The sequence below is a fragment of the Pseudomonas sp. App30 genome (genome assembly GCF_047947025.1).
Classification (GTDB): domain Bacteria; phylum Pseudomonadota; class Gammaproteobacteria; order Pseudomonadales; family Pseudomonadaceae; genus Aquipseudomonas.
In genome coordinates this window covers 6,464,299-6,481,860 of the sequence record NZ_CP133165.1, presented here as the reverse complement: position 1 = coordinate 6,481,860, position 17,562 = coordinate 6,464,299, and the positions used below count along the sequence as shown (strand labels likewise).

General features: G+C 65.1%; 16 protein-coding genes. 6 read left to right on the top strand and 10 right to left on the bottom strand.

Going from position 1 to position 17,562, the window contains the following annotated elements; genetic code table 11:
* Nucleotides 1–20: 20 nt before the first annotated feature.
* Nucleotides 21–1,151, bottom strand: a complete 1,131-nt coding sequence (locus tag RAM80_RS29915; protein WP_416423979.1) for an efflux RND transporter periplasmic adaptor subunit — start codon at nucleotides 1,149–1,151, stop codon at nucleotides 21–23.
* Between the two features lie 229 nt (nucleotides 1,152–1,380).
* On the opposite strand from RAM80_RS29915, the gene RAM80_RS29910 reads away from it, so the two are divergent.
* From RAM80_RS29910 to RAM80_RS29900, 3 genes are all read left to right on the top strand, one after another.
* Nucleotides 1,381–2,148: an IclR family transcriptional regulator gene (locus RAM80_RS29910; protein WP_416423978.1), complete on the top strand. Its 768-nt coding sequence runs from the start codon at nucleotides 1,381–1,383 to the stop codon at nucleotides 2,146–2,148.
* A gap of 27 nt (nucleotides 2,149–2,175) precedes the next feature.
* Nucleotides 2,176–3,132 (top strand): LysR family transcriptional regulator, encoded by a 957-nt coding sequence (locus tag RAM80_RS29905; protein ID WP_416423977.1) that lies wholly within the window; start codon nucleotides 2,176–2,178, stop codon nucleotides 3,130–3,132.
* Between the two features lie 133 nt (nucleotides 3,133–3,265).
* Nucleotides 3,266–4,915 (top strand): SGNH/GDSL hydrolase family protein, encoded by a 1,650-nt coding sequence (locus tag RAM80_RS29900; protein WP_416423976.1) that lies wholly within the window; start codon nucleotides 3,266–3,268, stop codon nucleotides 4,913–4,915.
* Between the two features lie 123 nt (nucleotides 4,916–5,038).
* Here RAM80_RS29900 and RAM80_RS29895 read toward each other — a convergent pair whose 3' ends face one another.
* The 4 genes from RAM80_RS29895 to RAM80_RS29880 are packed head-to-tail and all read right to left on the bottom strand — an operon-like array spanning nucleotide 5,039 to nucleotide 9,849.
* On the bottom strand, nucleotides 5,039–6,478 hold the full coding sequence (locus RAM80_RS29895) for an MBOAT family O-acyltransferase (protein ID WP_416423975.1): 1,440 nt from the start codon (nucleotides 6,476–6,478) through the stop codon (nucleotides 5,039–5,041).
* Nucleotides 6,475–7,632, bottom strand: coding sequence for an SGNH/GDSL hydrolase family protein (locus tag RAM80_RS29890; protein ID WP_416423974.1), 1,158 nt, complete (start codon nucleotides 7,630–7,632; stop codon nucleotides 6,475–6,477). The genes RAM80_RS29895 and RAM80_RS29890 overlap by 4 nt, the downstream gene beginning before the upstream one ends.
* Nucleotides 7,633–7,666: 34 nt before the next feature.
* Complete coding sequence (locus RAM80_RS29885) at nucleotides 7,667–9,568, bottom strand: HAD-IIIC family phosphatase (protein ID WP_416423973.1); 1,902 nt, start codon at nucleotides 9,566–9,568, stop codon at nucleotides 7,667–7,669.
* 32 nt (nucleotides 9,569–9,600) lie between these two features.
* Nucleotides 9,601–9,849: an acyl carrier protein gene (locus tag RAM80_RS29880; RefSeq protein WP_416423972.1), complete on the bottom strand. Its 249-nt coding sequence runs from the start codon at nucleotides 9,847–9,849 to the stop codon at nucleotides 9,601–9,603.
* 362 nt (nucleotides 9,850–10,211) lie between these two features.
* Here RAM80_RS29880 and proP point away from each other — a divergent pair, with 362 nt between their 5' ends.
* The 3 genes from proP (at nucleotide 10,212) to RAM80_RS29865 (ending at nucleotide 13,675) form a co-directional block, all read left to right on the top strand.
* Nucleotides 10,212–11,714 carry a glycine betaine/L-proline transporter ProP gene (proP, locus tag RAM80_RS29875; RefSeq protein WP_416423971.1) on the top strand — a complete coding sequence of 501 codons (1,503 nt, stop codon included), beginning with the start codon at nucleotides 10,212–10,214 and terminating at the stop codon, nucleotides 11,712–11,714.
* A 186-nt stretch (nucleotides 11,715–11,900) separates the two neighbouring features.
* Nucleotides 11,901–12,671 (top strand): substrate-binding periplasmic protein, encoded by a 771-nt coding sequence (locus RAM80_RS29870; protein WP_416423970.1) that lies wholly within the window; start codon nucleotides 11,901–11,903, stop codon nucleotides 12,669–12,671.
* A 38-nt stretch (nucleotides 12,672–12,709) separates the two neighbouring features.
* Nucleotides 12,710–13,675: an MBL fold metallo-hydrolase gene (locus RAM80_RS29865; protein ID WP_416423969.1), complete on the top strand. Its 966-nt coding sequence runs from the start codon at nucleotides 12,710–12,712 to the stop codon at nucleotides 13,673–13,675.
* Between the two features lie 84 nt (nucleotides 13,676–13,759).
* Here RAM80_RS29865 and RAM80_RS29860 read toward each other — a convergent pair whose 3' ends face one another.
* The 5 genes from RAM80_RS29860 to RAM80_RS29840 form a co-directional block, all read right to left on the bottom strand.
* Nucleotides 13,760–14,737 carry a 2Fe-2S iron-sulfur cluster-binding protein gene (locus tag RAM80_RS29860; RefSeq protein ID WP_416423968.1) on the bottom strand — a complete coding sequence of 326 codons (978 nt, stop codon included), beginning with the start codon at nucleotides 14,735–14,737 and terminating at the stop codon, nucleotides 13,760–13,762.
* A gap of 92 nt (nucleotides 14,738–14,829) precedes the next feature.
* A complete protein-coding gene (locus tag RAM80_RS29855; RefSeq protein ID WP_416423967.1) occupies nucleotides 14,830–15,732 on the bottom strand; it encodes a diiron oxygenase in 903 nt (300 codons plus the stop codon).
* A 164-nt stretch (nucleotides 15,733–15,896) separates the two neighbouring features.
* A complete protein-coding gene (locus tag RAM80_RS29850) occupies nucleotides 15,897–16,133 on the bottom strand; it encodes a hypothetical protein (protein ID WP_416423966.1) in 237 nt (78 codons plus the stop codon).
* Nucleotide 16,134: 1 nt separating this feature from the next.
* On the bottom strand, nucleotides 16,135–16,842 hold the full coding sequence (locus tag RAM80_RS29845; RefSeq protein WP_416423965.1) for an MOSC domain-containing protein: 708 nt from the start codon (nucleotides 16,840–16,842) through the stop codon (nucleotides 16,135–16,137).
* Nucleotides 16,842–17,543, bottom strand: a complete 702-nt coding sequence (locus RAM80_RS29840) for a glutamine amidotransferase (protein ID WP_416423964.1) — start codon at nucleotides 17,541–17,543, stop codon at nucleotides 16,842–16,844. Before RAM80_RS29840 ends, RAM80_RS29845 begins: the two co-directional genes overlap by 1 nt.
* Nucleotides 17,544–17,562: the final 19 nt, after the last annotated feature.

The following is a 17,562-nucleotide window of genomic DNA, read 5'->3' as shown; positions in this document are numbered from 1 at the left end:
AAAGAAAGGGGACGCCGCCATTACCGGGCGGCGCTGGCCAGGGGCGCTGCAACATCGACGTTTTGCGCCGCCACCGCCGCCACGCTCATGCCCGGGCGGGCGCGCTGCACGCCTTCGGTGATCACCCGGTCACCGGCCGCGAGGCCCGATTCCACCAGCCACTGGTTGCCGACCACGCGCAAGGTCTTGACCGAGCGCAATTCGGCCTTGTTGTCGGCGCCCACTACCAGCGCCGTGGCCTCGCCCTTGAGGTCGCGGGTCACGCCCTGTTGCGGCACCAGGATGGCGTCCTCGCGCACGCCTTCGGCCAAGGTGGCATGCACGAACATGCCCGGCAGCAGGATGCCCTTGGGGTTGGCGAACGCCGCACGCAAGGTGACCGCGCCGGTAGTGGGGTCCACCGTCACTTCAGAAAACTTCAGCGCGCCGGCTTCGCTATAGGCCGAGCCATCCTCAAGGCGCAGTTGCACCTTGACCTGGTCGGGCCCAGCCATGGCCAGCTGCCCGGAATCCAGTTCGCGGCGCAGCTTGAGCATGTCGGTGGACGCCTGGGTAACGTCAACATAGATGGGGTCCAGCTGGTTGATCGAGGCCAGGGCATCGGCCTGGCCGTTGCTGACCAGCGCACCCTCGGTGACGGCGGAACGGCTGATACGGCCGTCGATTGGCGCCAGCACCTTGGTGTACTCCAGGTTGATGCGCGCGGTTTTCAGGTCGGCCTGGGCCTGGCGGAAGTTGGCGTTGGCATCGTCGTACTGCTGGCGGCTGATGGCGCGGCTGTCCAGCAGGCGCTGGTAGCGCTGGGCCAGGTTGCGCGTGCTGTCCAGGTTGGCCTGGGCCTTGTCCACCGCGGCCTCGTATGTGGCCGGGTCGATCTGGTACAGCTGCTGGCCCTTCTTCACCGCCGCGCCTTCTTCGAACAGGCGCTTGACCACGATGCCGCTGACCTGCGGGCGTACTTCCGCCACGCGGTAGGCCGAGGTACGGCCCGGCAGGTCACTGCTCAGCAGCACCTGTTGGCTTTTCAAGGTCACCACGCCGACTTCCGGCGGGCGCGTGTCGGCAGGCGGCTGGGCCTCCTTGCAGGCGCACAGCAGCAGGGCCGACAGCGGCAAGGCGCACCAACGACTGCGGTTGGGACTGATCTTCATGTTCGTTCTCCAGGTGTAACGCACGCGTCCTCTGGTCGGCCGGAAGCCGCCGAAGGAAATTCAAGGGATGAAAAATTAACCACAATGCGATTCGATGTATCATAATGTGGTTATCAGCGACGGCGCAACCTCAGGTCACGCTGCAGGAGAAGACGCTGAATCTGTACACTCGGCCCCCATCCTTGGCGGCTGGCAGGCAGCCGCGGCACATTCCAGAGGGCTAGGCCAGGTGAAAGAGCAACACGACATCGACGAAACACGGGCAGGCGGCATTCAAGTGATTGCCCGCGCCAGCGCGATCATGCGCACCCTGGGCGAGCATCCCAAGGGCCTGAGCCTGGCGGCCATTGCCCAGCAGGTGGGCCTCGCGCGCTCTACCGTGCAACGCATCGTCGCAGCGCTGGAAAGCGAGGCGCTGGTGGAGCCGATCCGCCCGGGCACAGGGTTTCGCCTGGGGCCGGCGTTCGCACAGATGGTGCACATGACCCACGTGGACATCGTCACCATCGCCCGCAAGGCGCTGGAGGAGCTGAGCGAAGCGGTGCAGGAAAGCGTGATTCTGTCGTGCATGCGTCGCCAGCAAAGCTCAGTGATCGACCGCGTGGTGGCCGAGCACCCGCTGCGCGTGGTGTTCCCGGTGGGGCAGCCAATGCCCATGCACGCCACGGCGGACGGCAAGGTGTTCATGTCGACCCTGACCGACCGCGAGGTCAGCGAGTGCCTGGGCCCACTGCTGCCCCGGCTTACCCCGCACACCGTGGACCTGCCCGGGCTGCTGGCGCAATTGACCGAGATCCGCAGGACCGGCATTGCCTTCGACCATGAAGAGTCCATCACCGGCATCAGCGCCTGCTCCATCCTGGTGCCCACGTTCGCCGGGCCCCACGCGGTGGCCATCGTCGCCCCCACCGCGCGCTTCACCGAGCGCGCGGACCAGTTCATAGAATCGCTTCACACCTGCAAGGCCAGCATCACGGCGCTGGCCGGCAGCGGTTGAAGCCCATTGCCAGCAAGGGTTTAACCAATGGATCTCATCAACGCGATGCAGGCCTTCGTCAAAGTCACCGAAACCGGCAGCTTCACCGCTGCCGCGCACAGCCTGGGCATCTCCACCGCCCAGGCATCACGCTCGGTCACCGAGCTTGAGAACATCCTCAAGGCGCGGTTGATGCAGCGCACCACCCGCTCGCGCTCGCTGACCGAGGTGGGTACGCGCTACCTTGCGCGTTGCCGGGAAATCCTGGCGCTGATCGACGACGCCACCCTGGAAGCCGGCGAGGCCTGCCTGACCGCCAGCGGCTGCCTGCGCGTGCACGCGGTGACCGAGTTCGGCCTGGAATGCCTGATGCCGCTGGTGCCCGACTACACCCGCCTGCACCCCCAGGTCACGCTGGACCTGACCCTGGAACGGCGGCCGGTGAACCTGGTGGAGGAGCAGTTCGACATGGCCATTGCCTTGTCCGAGCATTTGCCCGATTCCGAGATGGTCGGCCAGCCGCTGGGGCGCTTCTGCGGGGTGATCTGCGCCGCGCCCCAGTACCTGCAACGGCACGGCACGCCGCGCAGCCTCGACGACCTGGCGCGCCACACCTGCCTGCGGCTGGCCCTGCCCTTGCGCGACGACACCTGGAGCCTGGTCGGGCCCAAGGGTGAGGAAAGCTTTACCCCGGGCGAGACATTTCGGGTCAACCTGTCCGATGCATTGCTGTCGGGCGCCGTGGCCGGCATGGGCCTGTGCCTGCTGCCCAGCTTCATCGCCGCCAACGCGTTGAAGGCCGGCACCCTGCAACGGGTGCTGCCGACGTACAAGGCGCCTGACCGCAACGTGTATGCGCTGTATTCGTCGCGGCGTTTCGTCGATGCCAAGATCAAGTCATGGATCGATTACCTACAGGCACGCATGCCCGGCCACCTGCACAACGACAACCGCGTCATGGACGACCCGCGCTACTGGGCCAGGGAACGGCTGCAAAGCGCGTGACCTTTACGGGCTGCGCTTCGCTTCCTGTGGGAGCTGGCTTGCCAGCGAGCTGTTGAGGCCCGAAAAGCTCGCTGGCAAGCCAGCTCCCACAAGGCCCAGCTGCTACGCTGCTGGTTTGACTGTGGAGGTGGCCATGGCGCGCCCTTGCAAACCCGGTGTGCTGGCGTGGTTGTGGGTGGCAAGCCTCGGCGTGCAGGCGGCGCCGCTGCCGTTGGATGTGATCGGGCTGTATGTCATCGGCGCCACACCGGTAGTGGCTGGCAGCGGCTACCAGGCTGGCGACACGTTGGCGTTGCCCGGCGGCGCCACGGTCAGCGTCGCGAAGGTGACGGCCGGTACCGGCATCGCCGAGGTCAGCGTCACCCAACCGTTGCTGCACGACTGCCTGGGACCCGGGCCCGTAACGGCCTCCTCCACCCACGGCAGCGGCGCGCAGTTCACCCTGGCCGTGCTGCGCCCCACCGCCTACGGCACTCACCTGTTGAGCCGCTGCTACCAGGGCCCGGCCATCACCGCTGAAGGCAAGGCGCTGAAGTTCCTCGCCGACGGATCGCTGGCCCCCGGTGCCCTCGCCCGTATTGCCGTGTGGCACGACCAGGGCGGCGGCAACAACGATGCCACCCAGCCCGATGCCACCCTGCGCCCCGTGCTCAGCGCCGAGCGCCGCCACGGCAACAGCCGCGCCGTGCTGTTCGATGCCCACGCCGGTGCCGGCGAATGGGACCCCGCCAACACCTACCTGACCCTGCCCGCCAGCGTGACCCTGGCCGCCAACCACTTCACCCTGGCGGTGATCGGCGCGGCCACCTCGGCGTTCGCGCCGGTAGGTTTCGTGGCCGTGGGCGATATCGCCGACCGCAACGCCGGCCTGGAATTCGCCCACTACAGCACCCAGCCCACCGCCTGCGACGGCGCCGGCGACAACGCCTACGCCGCCGTGGTGCCTACCGAGACCCCGGCAATCATCGTCTGCAGCGCCGACGCCCAGGGCAAGACCCTGGACATGCTCGGCACTTCCACAACCACCCCCGGCGGCAATGCCACGCCGCTGGCCGGCGGCAGCCTGGGCCTGAGCGGCGGCGATCGCTCGGGGCTGGTGAATATGTCGGCGGCGATCATCGTGCCCTGGCCGCTGGACGCGACCACGCGGGCGGCGTTGAACACTTCGCTGGCACAGACCTTCGGCCTGCCGGCGCCCAACGGTGGGGTGATCGTGGTGCTGGGTGACAGCCATTCCGATGGCAGCGGCGCGCCGTTCCAGCAAGGCTGGCCGCAGCAGATGATTCGCCAGCTGGGCCGCGACGATATCCAGCTGGTCAATGCCGCGCGCTATGGCGGGCGGCTGGCCGACGCCGTGGGCCTGTGGGAGCAATATGCCCTGCCCAACCTTGCCGCGAGCCGCTCGCCGAACAAGGTCGTCATCCTGCAAGGCGGCTACAACGACCAGCAATCGGGGCAAAGCGCCGACGACATCCTCGCCACCTACCGCCGCGGCGCCGCCCTGGCGCACAAGGCCGGGGCCAAGGTGGTGTGCGTGGCCGACGTGATCCGCAGCGCCGAGCCACGCGCCAACAGCACCTTGATGGTGGTCAACGCCGCCCTCCGCGCGCCGCTGGACAGCTGCGACGCGGTGATCGACTGGGCCAGCGAGCCGGCGTTCAACCGCCCCGCCGGCCCCTACCCGCCGCCGCTGTTCGCCAGTGACCGCATTCACCTGACGGCGCAGGGGCAAGCGCTGCAGGCACGGATGGCGGCGGCGGTAATCGCCGGGTTATTGAAATGACTCGTCGCGCCAACACAATTGCGTAGCCGCTGCCGCCAGGCTGCGCTGGCTCCCAGGTACGCTAAAAATCTCCAGCGTGGCTGAGGGCCAGCGCAGCCTGTCGGCAGCGGCTACGGGGTGGCATCAGAACGTCTTGTAGACGATATCCGGGGCTGGGGAGTTGGCCAGCAGGATGAATACCGTGGTCAGGGTTGCCACCACGGTGATCGCCACGGTGCGCGTGTAGCGCGACTGCGCCACCGGCGTACCACCGGCCTTGAGCAACAGCACCACGGCCCACAGCCGGCGCACCGCTTCGATGACCACTGCTGCGCCGACCCACACCAGTGCCCACACCAGCAAGGTGCCGGCCCAGCCCAGCGCCGCGTAATAGGCACCAATCTGCGCCCAGCTGGCCCAGAACCAGAACAGCGTGAAGGCAAACCAGGCAAAGGTCAGCCCACGCGCGGCAATCAGGTACAGCGGGTTGGCGCACAAGGCCTTGTACGGCTTCTTGCCCAGGCGCTGGGCCATCTGGATCTGGTACAGCTTGTTCACCGCCACACCGCCGCCCTGCAACAGGCCGAACATCACGAACTCCGAGGTCTGCCCGTGCCAGATACCCACCAGGAAAAACGTCACGAAGAACGCCAGCACGCCCAGGAACGGCTCGACGCTGCGCGCCGGGAAGCGCTCCATCAGGCTCATCAGCACGGTGTTGTAGACGTAGGTCTTCAACCAGTTGGACAGCGACATGTGCCAGCGGCCCCAGAAGTTGATGAAGTTCTCGGCAATGAAAGGCTTGTTGAAGTTCTCCGGCAGCCGCAGCCCGAAGAAATGGCCCACGCCGATGACCACGTCGGTGTAGCCGGAGAAGTTGCAGTACAGGAACAACGGGTAGCTCACGGCAATGATCACGCCCTGGGCCGCCGTGCCCCACAGCCCGGGGGTTTCCGGCAGCAACGCCAGCGCCTGCAACTGCAGGTCATGCAGCACATGGGACAGCACGAACACCTTGAAGAAGCCGATGAAAATGCGCTCTACCCCCTGCCCGGCGATGATCAGGTCCGGCCGCGACAGCGTGTCGGCCTGCGCCTTGTAGTCGGGGTAACGCTGGATAGGCCCGGAGATCAGCGCGGTGAAGTTCAGCGTGTAGTTGACGTAGCCCAGCGCCGTGATCGGCGGCAAGGTGCCGCCACGGGCGTCGATCACCAGGTGCAGCACGCGGAAGAACACGTAGGACAGGCCGACGGTGGCGTAGGGAAACGCCAGGAACATCCCCGAGGGGAAAAACCCGTACTTCTTCAGCCAGGCGAACACCAGCACGATCGCCAGCACCGAACCTGCGAACAGCAGCCGGTGGTCGGCCCCCGGCGTGCGCTGCACCAGGCGCATCAGGCCGAAGCCGAACGCCAGGAACAGCAGGAACGGCACGCAGGCCGTTGCGCTGGGCATCAGGGTGGCGAAGAACACCAGGTTGGTGGCCAGCAGCACCGCCTGGCGCCAGCCCGCCGCCAGGAACAGGTTGAACACCAGCGCGGCAATGGCGGCAAAGCCCAGGAACTCGAATGACGGTACGTTCATGGCGTGGTCCTCGGCTGCAAGGCGGCGGTGGCCGCCCCGGTGGCACAGCTGGCGAAGCGGTCATCGGGCAGGTTCACCAGCCGCTGCACCACGGCGTCGGCGATCACCGCATGGCCTGCCCCCGACGGGTGACCATCCACCGGGTAATACAGGTCGGCGGCGTTTTTCAGGTGGCTGAACTCGTCGCTGGTGTTGACGTAGACAATGCCGTGGCGCCGCGCAATGTCGCCGATGGCCCGGCTGAACGCCCAGGGGTCCACGCCCGGCGGCGTGCGCGTGCCACTGATCATCGCCACCTGCGCCCGTTGCGGCACGTACACCAGCACCAGCGGCACGTGGGCGGCACGAGCCTGGTCGGCCATGTCGGCGAGCAGTTTCTCGTAGGTGTCCAGGCGGCTCTGCCAGAACGGCGTGAACGGCGTGCGCAGGAAGTTGGCCTTCTCGCCGTAGTGCAGGTAGAGGTCGGTAAAGGCTTCGGCGTTCTTGAAGTAGAAGTACTGGGCAACGTACGCCGAGCGCGCCTGCTCCTTGATGGCCACGTAGAGGCGGTTCAGCAGCGGTGGCTCGGGGGCCGGCGCCGCTGGCGCGCTGCTGGCCTCGAAGTCGGCGGGGTCGCGCTCCAGGTCGAACGGCACGATGCTGGTGATCAGCAGGTCCGGCGCCAGTTTCACCGCCTCATCGAAGTCCAGCTTGGCGCGGCTCCAGTTGTAGCCGATGCTGGCCACGTCCTGCACGTCGATGGCGCGGTGGCAAGAGGTAGCCAGGCTGGCGCCGACGCGCACCGGGTAAGACTGCTCGTACGGCACCAGGTAACCCTGGGTCAACGACGAGCCGAAGGCGACGATGCGCAACGCACCCGCCGGCTTGCTGGCGCAGCTGCCCTGGGAGCGGAAGCCGCAGTCGTTGTAGTGGTTGGTCACCCAGGGCCCCTCGGGGGCCTTGGTGCTGGAGGTGCAGTCGGGCTTGAAGCGCGTACCCATGATGTCATCGGGAATCTGGCAACTGTCCAGCTGCTGCGCCGGGTAGAAATAACGCGCCAGGCCCTCGCCGGCGCCCAGCAGCACCGCCAGGGTGACGCCGACCAGCATGGGTATCAGCACCAGGTCGCGCCGCGGCAGCCTGGGCTTACGCTGCTCGTTGGGAGTGTCGTCCATCAGCCTGCTCCATTGTTCTTGTTGTTGGGGTTGGTCAGGCGCTTTCGTGCCGTACGCGCATCAGCGGTGCCGATTTCTCGACGTCAGTGCCCAGCTCCCACAGCGTGGTGCCGTTGGGCTCCTCGCCCACCTGGGCAAAGCCCAGCTTCTGGTAGTGCTTCTGCACCATCATGTTGCGCTCCGACGGGATGTACTCGCCCACCAGGCGGGTGATGCCGCGCTGCCGGGCCTGGGCCAGAATCTCGTACAGCACGCTGTCTTCCACCTGCCGGCCAAGCACCCGGCAGCTCATCAGCCAGGTGTCGATGGCCCAGGTGTCGGGGGCCGAGGGCCGGCAGATGATCACGCTGATCATGCCGTTGTCGCCGAAGCGGTCGATCAGCCGCACCTGCAGGGTCAGGGTGCCGGCCTCCTGTTCCGCGGCCAGCACGTCGGCCTCGGTGTAGCGGCGCGTGGTGAGGTTGTACTGGTTGGACTTGTTGATCAGCTGCGCCACCCGCGCGCGGCCCATGGCGTCGAAGGGCTTGAAGACGATTTCCATGTCCAGCGAGGCCAGGTAGGCGTTCACGTCGCCGGCCTGCTGCTGCAAGGTGATGCGCCGGGCATTTTCCTGGTACAGGGCGGCGCGCTTGCGGTCTTCCTCGGAGAACAGCACTGCCTCGAAATAGCCGGCGGCGGCCAGGGTACGGGCGTAGGACGCCGGGTCTTCCTCCAGCTCCGGCACCGCCACCTGGGGCAGGATCTGGCGGATCAGGCCGCGCTCCACCGGGTTGTCATCGAGGAACACCATGGCGTCCAGGCCCAGGGCCAAAGACTCGGCGATGGCCTTGATGTTGGTGGCCTTGTCCTGCCAGTTGGCCTGGAACGCAGCGAAATGGTCTTCGCGCAGCAGCATCTCCGGGTGTTCCTGGAACGGCTTGCGGGCGATTTCCTCGGTGTTTTTCGACGACACCGCCAGCACGATGCCGCGCTCGCGCAGCGCCAGGGCCATGCGTTGCACGGCCAGGTGTGCCTCGCCCGTGGCATCGCCCTGGGCGACCTTGATGCCCTCCACGCCATCGTCGCCGATGACCCCGCCCCACACCGTGTTATCCAGGTCAAGGATCAGGCAGCGGCGGCTGCGCCCGCGCCAGGCCGCCAGCAGCCGCGCCACATGGTCGGCGTACAGCGGCAGGCAGTCGCTGGCGAACGGCAGCTTGGCCAGGTTCCACTCGCCGGGCGAGTGCCAGGTGTCGAGGCCCACGGTGGCGGCCAGTTGCGCCACGTCCAGCAGCAGGTCTTCGCCCTTGGCCAGGCTGTCCACCAGGCGCCGGTTCAGCTCGTCCACCAGCCACAGCGGGGTGCCGGGCACCCGGCGCTCGAAGCTGCCGAACAGGGTTTCCGGCGGCGGCGCCAGGGTTTGCACGATGCAGGTGGCACCGCTGTGGCGGTGCACCGCGTCGCGCACGCCTTGCAGGTAGTTCATGGCCATCTCGACGTTGGCCAGCGCCGTGCCGGCGTCACCCGGCGTGGGCTGCCAGGGCAGCGCACGGTAGTCCACGGCAATCAGCACGGCCTGGGGCCGGAAGGCGTTGACCGTGGAGTGCGCCTCGTTGGCCTCCTGCAGCACCTGGTCGTATTCACCCTTCACCACCTGCAGCGCCAGGCCATGGCGGGCGGCGCTGGCCACCAGGGCGGCGGCGACAAAATCCTGGGTGCCGTTGCCCAGCACCGCCAGGCGCAGGGGCGTCAATGGCGCCAGGGAAACATCACTGGCCTGCAACTTGCCAATGGCGCTGGCGAGTTTCTGTAGTTGGTTGCCGTCCATGGCGCAATTGGCCAGCGCTTGAATACTTCGACCCAGTTCGGGGGCATCTGCTTTTAAACCGCGGCATTGCACGGAGAAGTCGTCGGGTGCATGTACCAACCAAGGAAGTGCGCTAATCAATCGAGACATGGTGTGATCCCCATCAATAAAAAGTGAGCGGACTACTTGCTCTTTTTGGCAATGACCGCGACCAGGTCGCCGACGTTCTTCAGCGAGCTTGTTTCCGAAGCAGCGAACTCTATGCCGAACTTCTTCTTGATCGACAGAAGCAGCCGCACATGGGCCATGCTGTCCCAGCCTTCCACGTCATCAGCCGTGGTTTCGGGGGTCAGCGCCAGGTCATCCTCGTCGAAGACGTCCTGGAAGACTTCGGTCAATTTGCTGTAGATAACACTTTCCTGTGCACTCATTTTGTTTGACTCTCTGTTTAATGGCGACGGTGGCTTTATTTAAATTTGACGCCGCCAATTCATCCTTCAGGGCGCGGCGATTAACTGGCGTCAAAACTCGAACTTTTCCTGCGCGCACGCACAATCGCGGTGCGACGTGAAGTTCACGCGCAACACGAGTGGCAAAGTTCGGATAACGGCTTTGACTGTAGTACAGGTGTTACACCTGTGTAACTACCATTTATCCAAGTGTTTTTTTTTGGGGGGGGGCAGGACGCGGCCTAGGGGCCGCTGCTACGGGTGCGGGATCGGGGGGAGGATGGAATTATTTTGCGTGCCAACGTATCTGATGCCATAGACACCTCTGGTACCGAGTAACCCGTATGAAATTACGCAAGACACGCGTCAAGCCCATCGGCTTGAAAGACATCACCATCGTCGACGACGTCAAGATGCGCAAGGCGATCACCGCCGCCGCGCTGGGCAACGCCATGGAGTGGTTCGACTTCGGCGTGTATGGCTTCGTCGCCTACGTGCTGGGCAAGGTCTTCTTCCCCGGCGCCAACCCCAGCGTGCAGATGATCGCGGCCCTGGCGACCTTCTCCGTGCCGTTCCTGATCCGCCCCCTGGGCGGGCTGTTCTTCGGCGCGCTGGGCGACAAGTACGGCCGGCAGAAAGTGCTGGCCGCCACCATCGTCATCATGTCCCTGAGCACCTTCGCCATTGGCCTGATCCCCTCCTATGCCTCCATCGGCATCTGGGCGCCGATCCTGCTGTTGCTGGCGAAAATGGCGCAGGGCTTCTCGGTGGGCGGCGAATACACCGGCGCCTCGATCTTCGTCGCCGAATACGCCCCGGACCGCAAGCGCGGCTTCCTCGGCAGCTGGCTGGACTTCGGCTCCATTGCCGGCTTCGTCTTCGGCGCCGGCGTGGTGGTGCTGATTTCCACGGTGATCGGCGAGGACAAGTTCCAGGAATGGGGCTGGCGCCTGCCGTTCTTCCTCGCCCTGCCCCTGGGCATGCTCGGCCTGTACCTGCGCAACGCGCTGGAAGAAACACCGGCGTTCCAGCAGCACGTGGAAAAGCTCGAACAGGGTGACCGCGAAGGCCTGGCCGGCGGCCCGAAAGTGTCGTTCAAGGAGGTCGCCACCCAACACTGGCGCAGCCTGGTGACCTGCGTAGGCATGGTGGTGGCGACCAACGTCACCTACTACATGCTGCTCACCTACATGCCCAGCTACCTGTCGCACAACCTGCACTACAGCGAAGACCGCGGCGTGCTGATCATCATCGCCATCATGGTGGGGATGCTGTTCGTGCAGCCGGTGTTCGGCCTGCTGAGCGACAAGGTCGGCCGCCGCCCGTTCATCATCACCGGTAGCGTGGGCCTGTTCGTGCTGGCCATTCCGGCGTTCATGCTGATCACCAGCGGCAGCCTGGGGCTGATCTTCGCCGGCCTGCTGATCATTGCCGTGCTGCTGAACTTCTTCATCGGCGTCATGGCCTCGACCCTGCCGGCGATGTTCCCCACCCACATCCGCTACAGCGCCCTGGCCAGCGCCTTCAACATCTCGGTGCTGATCGCCGGCCTGACCCCGACCCTGGCCGCCTGGCTGGTGGAAACCACCAGCAACCTGTACATGCCGGCGTATTACCTGATGGTGGTGGCAGTGATCGGCCTGCTCACCGGCCTGTCGATGAAGGAAACCGCCAACAAGCCGCTGCGCGGCGCAGCGCCGGCCGCGTCGGACCTTGCCGAGGCGAAGGAACTGCTGCAGGAGCACCACGACAACATCGAGCAGAAAATCGAGGACATCGACGCGCAGATCGCCGAACTGCAGGCCAAGCGCGAAAACCTGGTGCAACAGCACCCCCGCATCAATTGACCCTTGCGTAGCCGCTGCCGACAGGCTGCGCTGGCCCTCGCCTGCACTGGAGATTTCCAGCGTACTGGAGGGCCAGCGCAGGCTTCGCCAGCGGCTACAGGGTCCGGGCAGATGCAGTGATGGCGATTTACACCTATGCTCCTGCCAATAACAGCATCACCCCCGTACCCGTTTTGAGTCACTGCCATGAGTCATTTCAAGCGTTCGCTGCGCTGCTGCGCCGGCCTGCTCGTGCTGCTGTTGCCCGCGATTGCCGTGGCGGCCCGCACGGTGGACCTGTACCTGCCCGAAGCGCCGCCCCTGAGCATGAGCGGCAGCGCCGGCCAGCACGGCATCGTCGGCGAAGCCACGCTGAAGGCCGCCGCCCAGGCCGGCCTCGACCTGCACCTGCTGGTGCTGCCCTGGCCGCGTGCCCAGCACGACGTGCGCCAGGGCATCAATCAACTGATCATCCCCCTGTCACGCACCCCGGATCGGGAAAACGACTACACCTGGATCGCGCCGATCATGAGCATGGACCGGGCCTTTTTCAGCCTCGACCGCCGCGTCGAGACGTTTGCCCAGGCCCGCCAGGCCTACGCGCGCATCGCCGTGGGCCGCGGCAGCGCCCAGGAGCAGAAACTGCGCGACGAGGGCTTCAGCGACGAGCAGATCTACCCCCTGCAAATTGGCGAGAACCCCGCGCAACTGCTGCTGATGGGCCGCGTCGACGCCTGGTTCAACGGCGTGCCGGAAACCCGCTACATCTGGCGCGGCGTGTCGGACCGGCCCTTGCAGATGAGCCCGCCGCTGATGCAGTCGGACCTGTACCTGGCCTGTTCCAAACGCTGTGACGAAGCCATGGTGCGCAGCCTGCGCCAGGCCATGGACAACCTGCGCAGTGACGGCACCTTGCAGCGCATCGCCGACGCCTACCTGAAGGCCGGCCCCCAGGCGGCTGCCGGCACCGCCCCGTAGGCGTTACACTGGGGTTTTGCCAGCGAGGCATTCAACCCATGGACCTGCAGTTTCTGGGCACCTCATCCGGGGTCCCCACCAAGGCCCGCAATGTCAGCGCCACCGCCGTCATCGAGGCCTCCGGCAAGGCCTGGTACCTGGTGGACTGCGGCGAGGGCACCCAGCACCAGCTGTTGCGCACGCCGCTGTCGGTGCGCGACCTGCGCGCCATCTTCATCACCCACGTGCACGGCGACCACTGCTTCGGCCTGCCCGGGCTGCTGGCCAGCGCCGGCATGTCCGGGCGCAGCGAACCGCTGGAGCTGATCCTGCCCGATGCCCTGCAGGCCTGGGTGCTGCAGAGCCTGGCCGTGAGCGACACCCACCTACCCTACGAGCTGTGCCTGCACGCCCTGGAAACCCTGGGCACCTGGAGCTGCGCCAGCATGAAAGTGAGCACTGTTGAGCTGTCGCACCGGGTGCCCAGCTACGGCTACGTGTTCGACGAGCTGGACCCCGAGCCGCGCCTGGACACCGACCGCCTGCTGGCCGACGGCGTGCCGCGCGGGCCGCTGTGGGGCGAACTGGCCCGCGGCCAGGGCGTGACCCATGAAGGCCGGCTGATACTGGCGAGCGACTACCAGCGCGCTTCGCGCCCTGGCCACCGGGTAATCGTCTGCGGCGACAACGACCGCCCCGAGCTGCTGGCCAGCGTCGCCAAGGGCGCCGACGTGCTGGTGCACGAGGCCACCTTCACCGAGCCGGTGCTGGCAGGCGCCCGCACCAGCTATGGCCACAGCACCGCCGCGGCCGTGGCACGCTTCGCGCAGGCTGCAGGGGTGCCGAACCTGGTGCTGACGCACTTCAGTGCGCGGTACCAGAACAATCCGCAGCGCAGCCCGTGCATTGGCGATGTGCGGGAAGAGGCGGCCGCGCAGTATGACGGGCGTTTGGTATTGGCGGGGGATTTGTGTCGGTATCGTTTGGGGCGGGATGGGGGGTTGGTGGAGCTTGCGGAGTTATGACTGGGGGGGTGCCGGACGCGGCCTGGGGCCGCTGCTACACCTCCTGTAGCAGCGGCCGCAGGCCGCGTCACAGCCAACGCCGGCTTAGCCTGTGATATCGATGGAAATCCCAACGCCCGTCGCGAACGTGCAACACGCCAGCACGTAGCCCTGCTGACGCTCTTTATGGCTAAGCGCCAACTGGGCGCCGCTACGGTAATCGCCGTCCACCACCTTGATCCTGCATCGGCCGCAAATGCCCGCACGGCATTGGTGCTGGATACTGACGCCTTGCTCCTCAAGTGCGGTGAGGAGGTTCTTGGCCGCGTCAATCACTACCGTCCCAGTGCCGATTTTTACCGCCACGGCATTCGCGCCGCCCTGCGGTTGCGGCGCCTCAGCGGCCGAAAACGCTTCGACGAACAACGTGCAGTGGGGCAGCCGTTGACGAGCCTGCGCCGCGAAAAAATCGGCAAAGGCAAGGCCGCCACAAATCACCACACTGTCCCATGACGAGCCGCCAAATACCTCCCCGGCGGTGGGCCGGCTTGCAGCGAAGCAGGAGTGGCCGGACACCACGGCCTGGCGGGTTAGCCTGACGCTCAACTCAAACCACGCCGCGGTCAAACTCAGGGACAGCAACTCCGTCAGGAACGGCAAGCACTCCAGCGCCGGCGTCACGATGACCAGCCTCACCCTGGGCGCAGCGACGCCCGCCAGATGCTGCTTGGCGATATCCCGCACCAACGCAATGGGTACGGTTACACCGATACCCGCTGCCAGCATGAGTACCGTGCTGTGACCGGCAAGTTGCCGTGAGGTTATCTGGCCTGCAACGTCGACCAGGTTCACCAGCGCGCCGGGCTGCAAGCGCCTCACCAAATTGTCCGAAACCCCACCGTCGCCTTTACGCCGCACCGAAATCTCGAACGTATCCGGTGCAGTAGCGCCAGATATCGAATAACAACGGGTGCCACTGTTGCCTTGCACGTCGGGAAAATCAATCATTACGAAACGCCCCGGGTCAAAGGCTTGCTCCGGCTGCGGTTGCATGGCCTTGAAACCAAACGACCAGACATCCACTGACTCTTGCCTGACAAACTCGCACGATAAAAACGCGCCCATAAAGCGTCCAACCTCTCAACTTCATAAATACCAGGAACGGCGTGACGGGTTTACGCGAGGCCAATTCGGGATAACAGGGAATTCACCGAGTCGGTGTAGACTTCAACCTCGGCAAAATTGGAACTGTCGGCAACTATATCGGCACCCTCTTGCAGACCGGTCATGGCGAACACCCTGCCCCACGCCCCCATTTCATTATCGGCAAACATATGCACTGTTTTGCGGATAATGCGCTGCAAGTAATTACGCTCAGCCTTGGTCAGGTCGGAAACAATTTCGATGGCAGCAAAGGAGAACACGCTTGAATGGCTCCATTCATCTTCCGCATGAGTACGTGTCACTTCACGACACACAGCCTGGATAGCGTTATCTTCGGACATTCGCTTGAGGTAGTCGGTAATCATCGTCTCGCTGGCACACGCCATGCCGAAGCGGGTCAGGCGACGTTCCCATTCAGCGCAACAGGAGGAAAGAATCTCGTCCTTCCAACGCAACAGGTTGAAGTCAGTAAACTGCAGCACCGGTAGCTGGCGGTGGCAGTAGATGTAGTTGCAGGCGCTGACAGACATCTTGGTGTGCAGGGCTTCGTCCAGCAACGCCTCGGCGATGGCCGCCTGGAACGTCCTGCGGCTCTCTCCCGTGAGCGGCGAGACCTTGAGCAGGTCCTCGCACGCCGGGGTGACAATATCGCACTCGATATAAATGGTCTTCAGGTTATAAATGATCCAGGCATAAGAGAGACAGCTTGATTTCACCTGTGGATCGGCGCCGCGCCATGCGTCATGTTGGGAAAATGGCAACAGCGCTTCGCAGAAATCCGGCCGAGTTGAATCAAACAACAAGGCCGAGATATCCAAGGAAGGCTTATTGACTGCAGCCCGGGTGCTCCACAGTTCGGATAGCTTGGCCAGCATCTCCATGACTGGATTGGATTCCCGATACACGTCCGACATTGTGTTCCTCCTGAGCAACTCGCGTGATAAATCATCTTGATTCTTCTTGTCACCCGGCATCGGGATCCAAGGAAAATGATTATCATGCAAGTTGGTTCAAGCGAATACCCTATCGGGCAAAATCAGAAGTCTCCTACATTCAAACGAAGGCCGACCCGCAATAATCAATTAAATGGGAATAACTCGAACAGTGGTTCAGCAGACAGCATCTTCACCCCCGCAGGAGAAACCTCCAGCAGGCGCTTCTCGCCATGCTTTTTCACCACCGATATATCGAAGCCTTTTTCCAAGGGGAAACGTGCGGCAACGTCGGCCAATATCGCCCTGGCGTCCAGATGTTCGATGTCCACCACGCACCAGCGCTTTTTATCCTTGCACACCACTACCCTGTACATATCCATCTCAACCCCCTTCTACTGTCATTTGCGCAGGCCCACATAGCCTGCCACTCCAATCCTCCACCTGCGCCTGCTCCACCCGCCGCTGCACCAGCCGCTGCCATGACGGCACCAGCGGCAACGCCGCCAGCCCCAGCAGCTCATCGCGGTCCAGGGTGCGTTGGTACAGCACCGCCACCACCCGCGCCAGGCTCCAGTCGGGATGGGGTCGGGCCTCCAGGGCGAAGCGGTCACCGGCGCGCATTTGCCCGCCCTCCAGCACCCGGAAATACCAGCCGGTCATGCCGGTGCCCTGCATGCGCAAGGCCATGTCCGGCACGCCGAAACGGTCGTTGAGCTTCCAGCACGGCTGGCGGGTCTGGCTGACCTCCAGCAGCGTGGTGCCGCAGCGGATGACATCGCCCAGGCAGATGGTTTGCTCGGTCATGCCCACGGTGGCGAGGTTTTCACCGAAGGCGCCGGGGGCAGCCAGCAGCGGGTGCTCGCCTATCAGCTGCTGCCAGCGCGTGTAGTGTTCCCGGGGGTACAAGTGGATGGCCTTGTCCACGCCACCATGAATGCGCAGGTCACCTTGCTCATCGCCCGCAAGCCCAAGAGCCGTGGCCGCCAATGCCCCTTCAACGGCCTGCTTGGCGATGGCGCTGCGGGTGCCCCTGCGTGCAAAAGGCACGGCCTTGCCTACCAGCAAGGCCTCCAGTTGGCCCAGGCGCATCAGGCGCCGGCCTGGTCGAGCCAGGCGGCGAACAGGTGCTGGTTCACGCGCACCAGGTCGTCCGCCACCGTTGCCGCCTGTGCCCGCAACGTGCGCGGGTCGATACCGGCGCCGGCCAGTTCCGCGGCGTGCCCCACCAGCCAGGCTTCCAGCTGCCGTGGGTCGGCCTCGGGGTGGAACTGCAGCGCCAGCACGGCATTGCCGACGCTGAACGCCTGGTTTTCGCAGTGTTCGGAACGGGCCAGGTGGGTGGCGCCGGCCGGAATCTGGAATTGGTCGCCGTGCCAATGCAGCACCGGCCCGGCCCCTTGCAGGGGGGCCAACACCGACTGCTGGCCCGCTTCGGTCAGGGTCACCGGCGCGTAGCCGATTTCCTTGTAGCCCATGGCGCGGACCTCGGCGCCCAGCGCGCGGGCGATCAGTTGCGCGCCCAGGCAGATGCCCAGCAAGGGCTTGCCGCTGGCCAACCGCTGTTGCACCAGGCGCAGTGCGTCGGCCAGGTAAGGGTACGTGGCCTCGTCGAACGCGCCGAGCGGGCCGCCGAGCATCACCAGCAGGTCGGGCTCGCCGGCGTCCAGTTCGGCCAGCGCTGCCAACGGCGCCTCGATGACGCGAAGCTGATAGCCACGCTGTTCCAGCACGGCGCCGTACACGCCAATACCCTCAAACGGCACATGTCTTATTACCCAAGCGCTTTTCATATTTGTACCAATACAATAT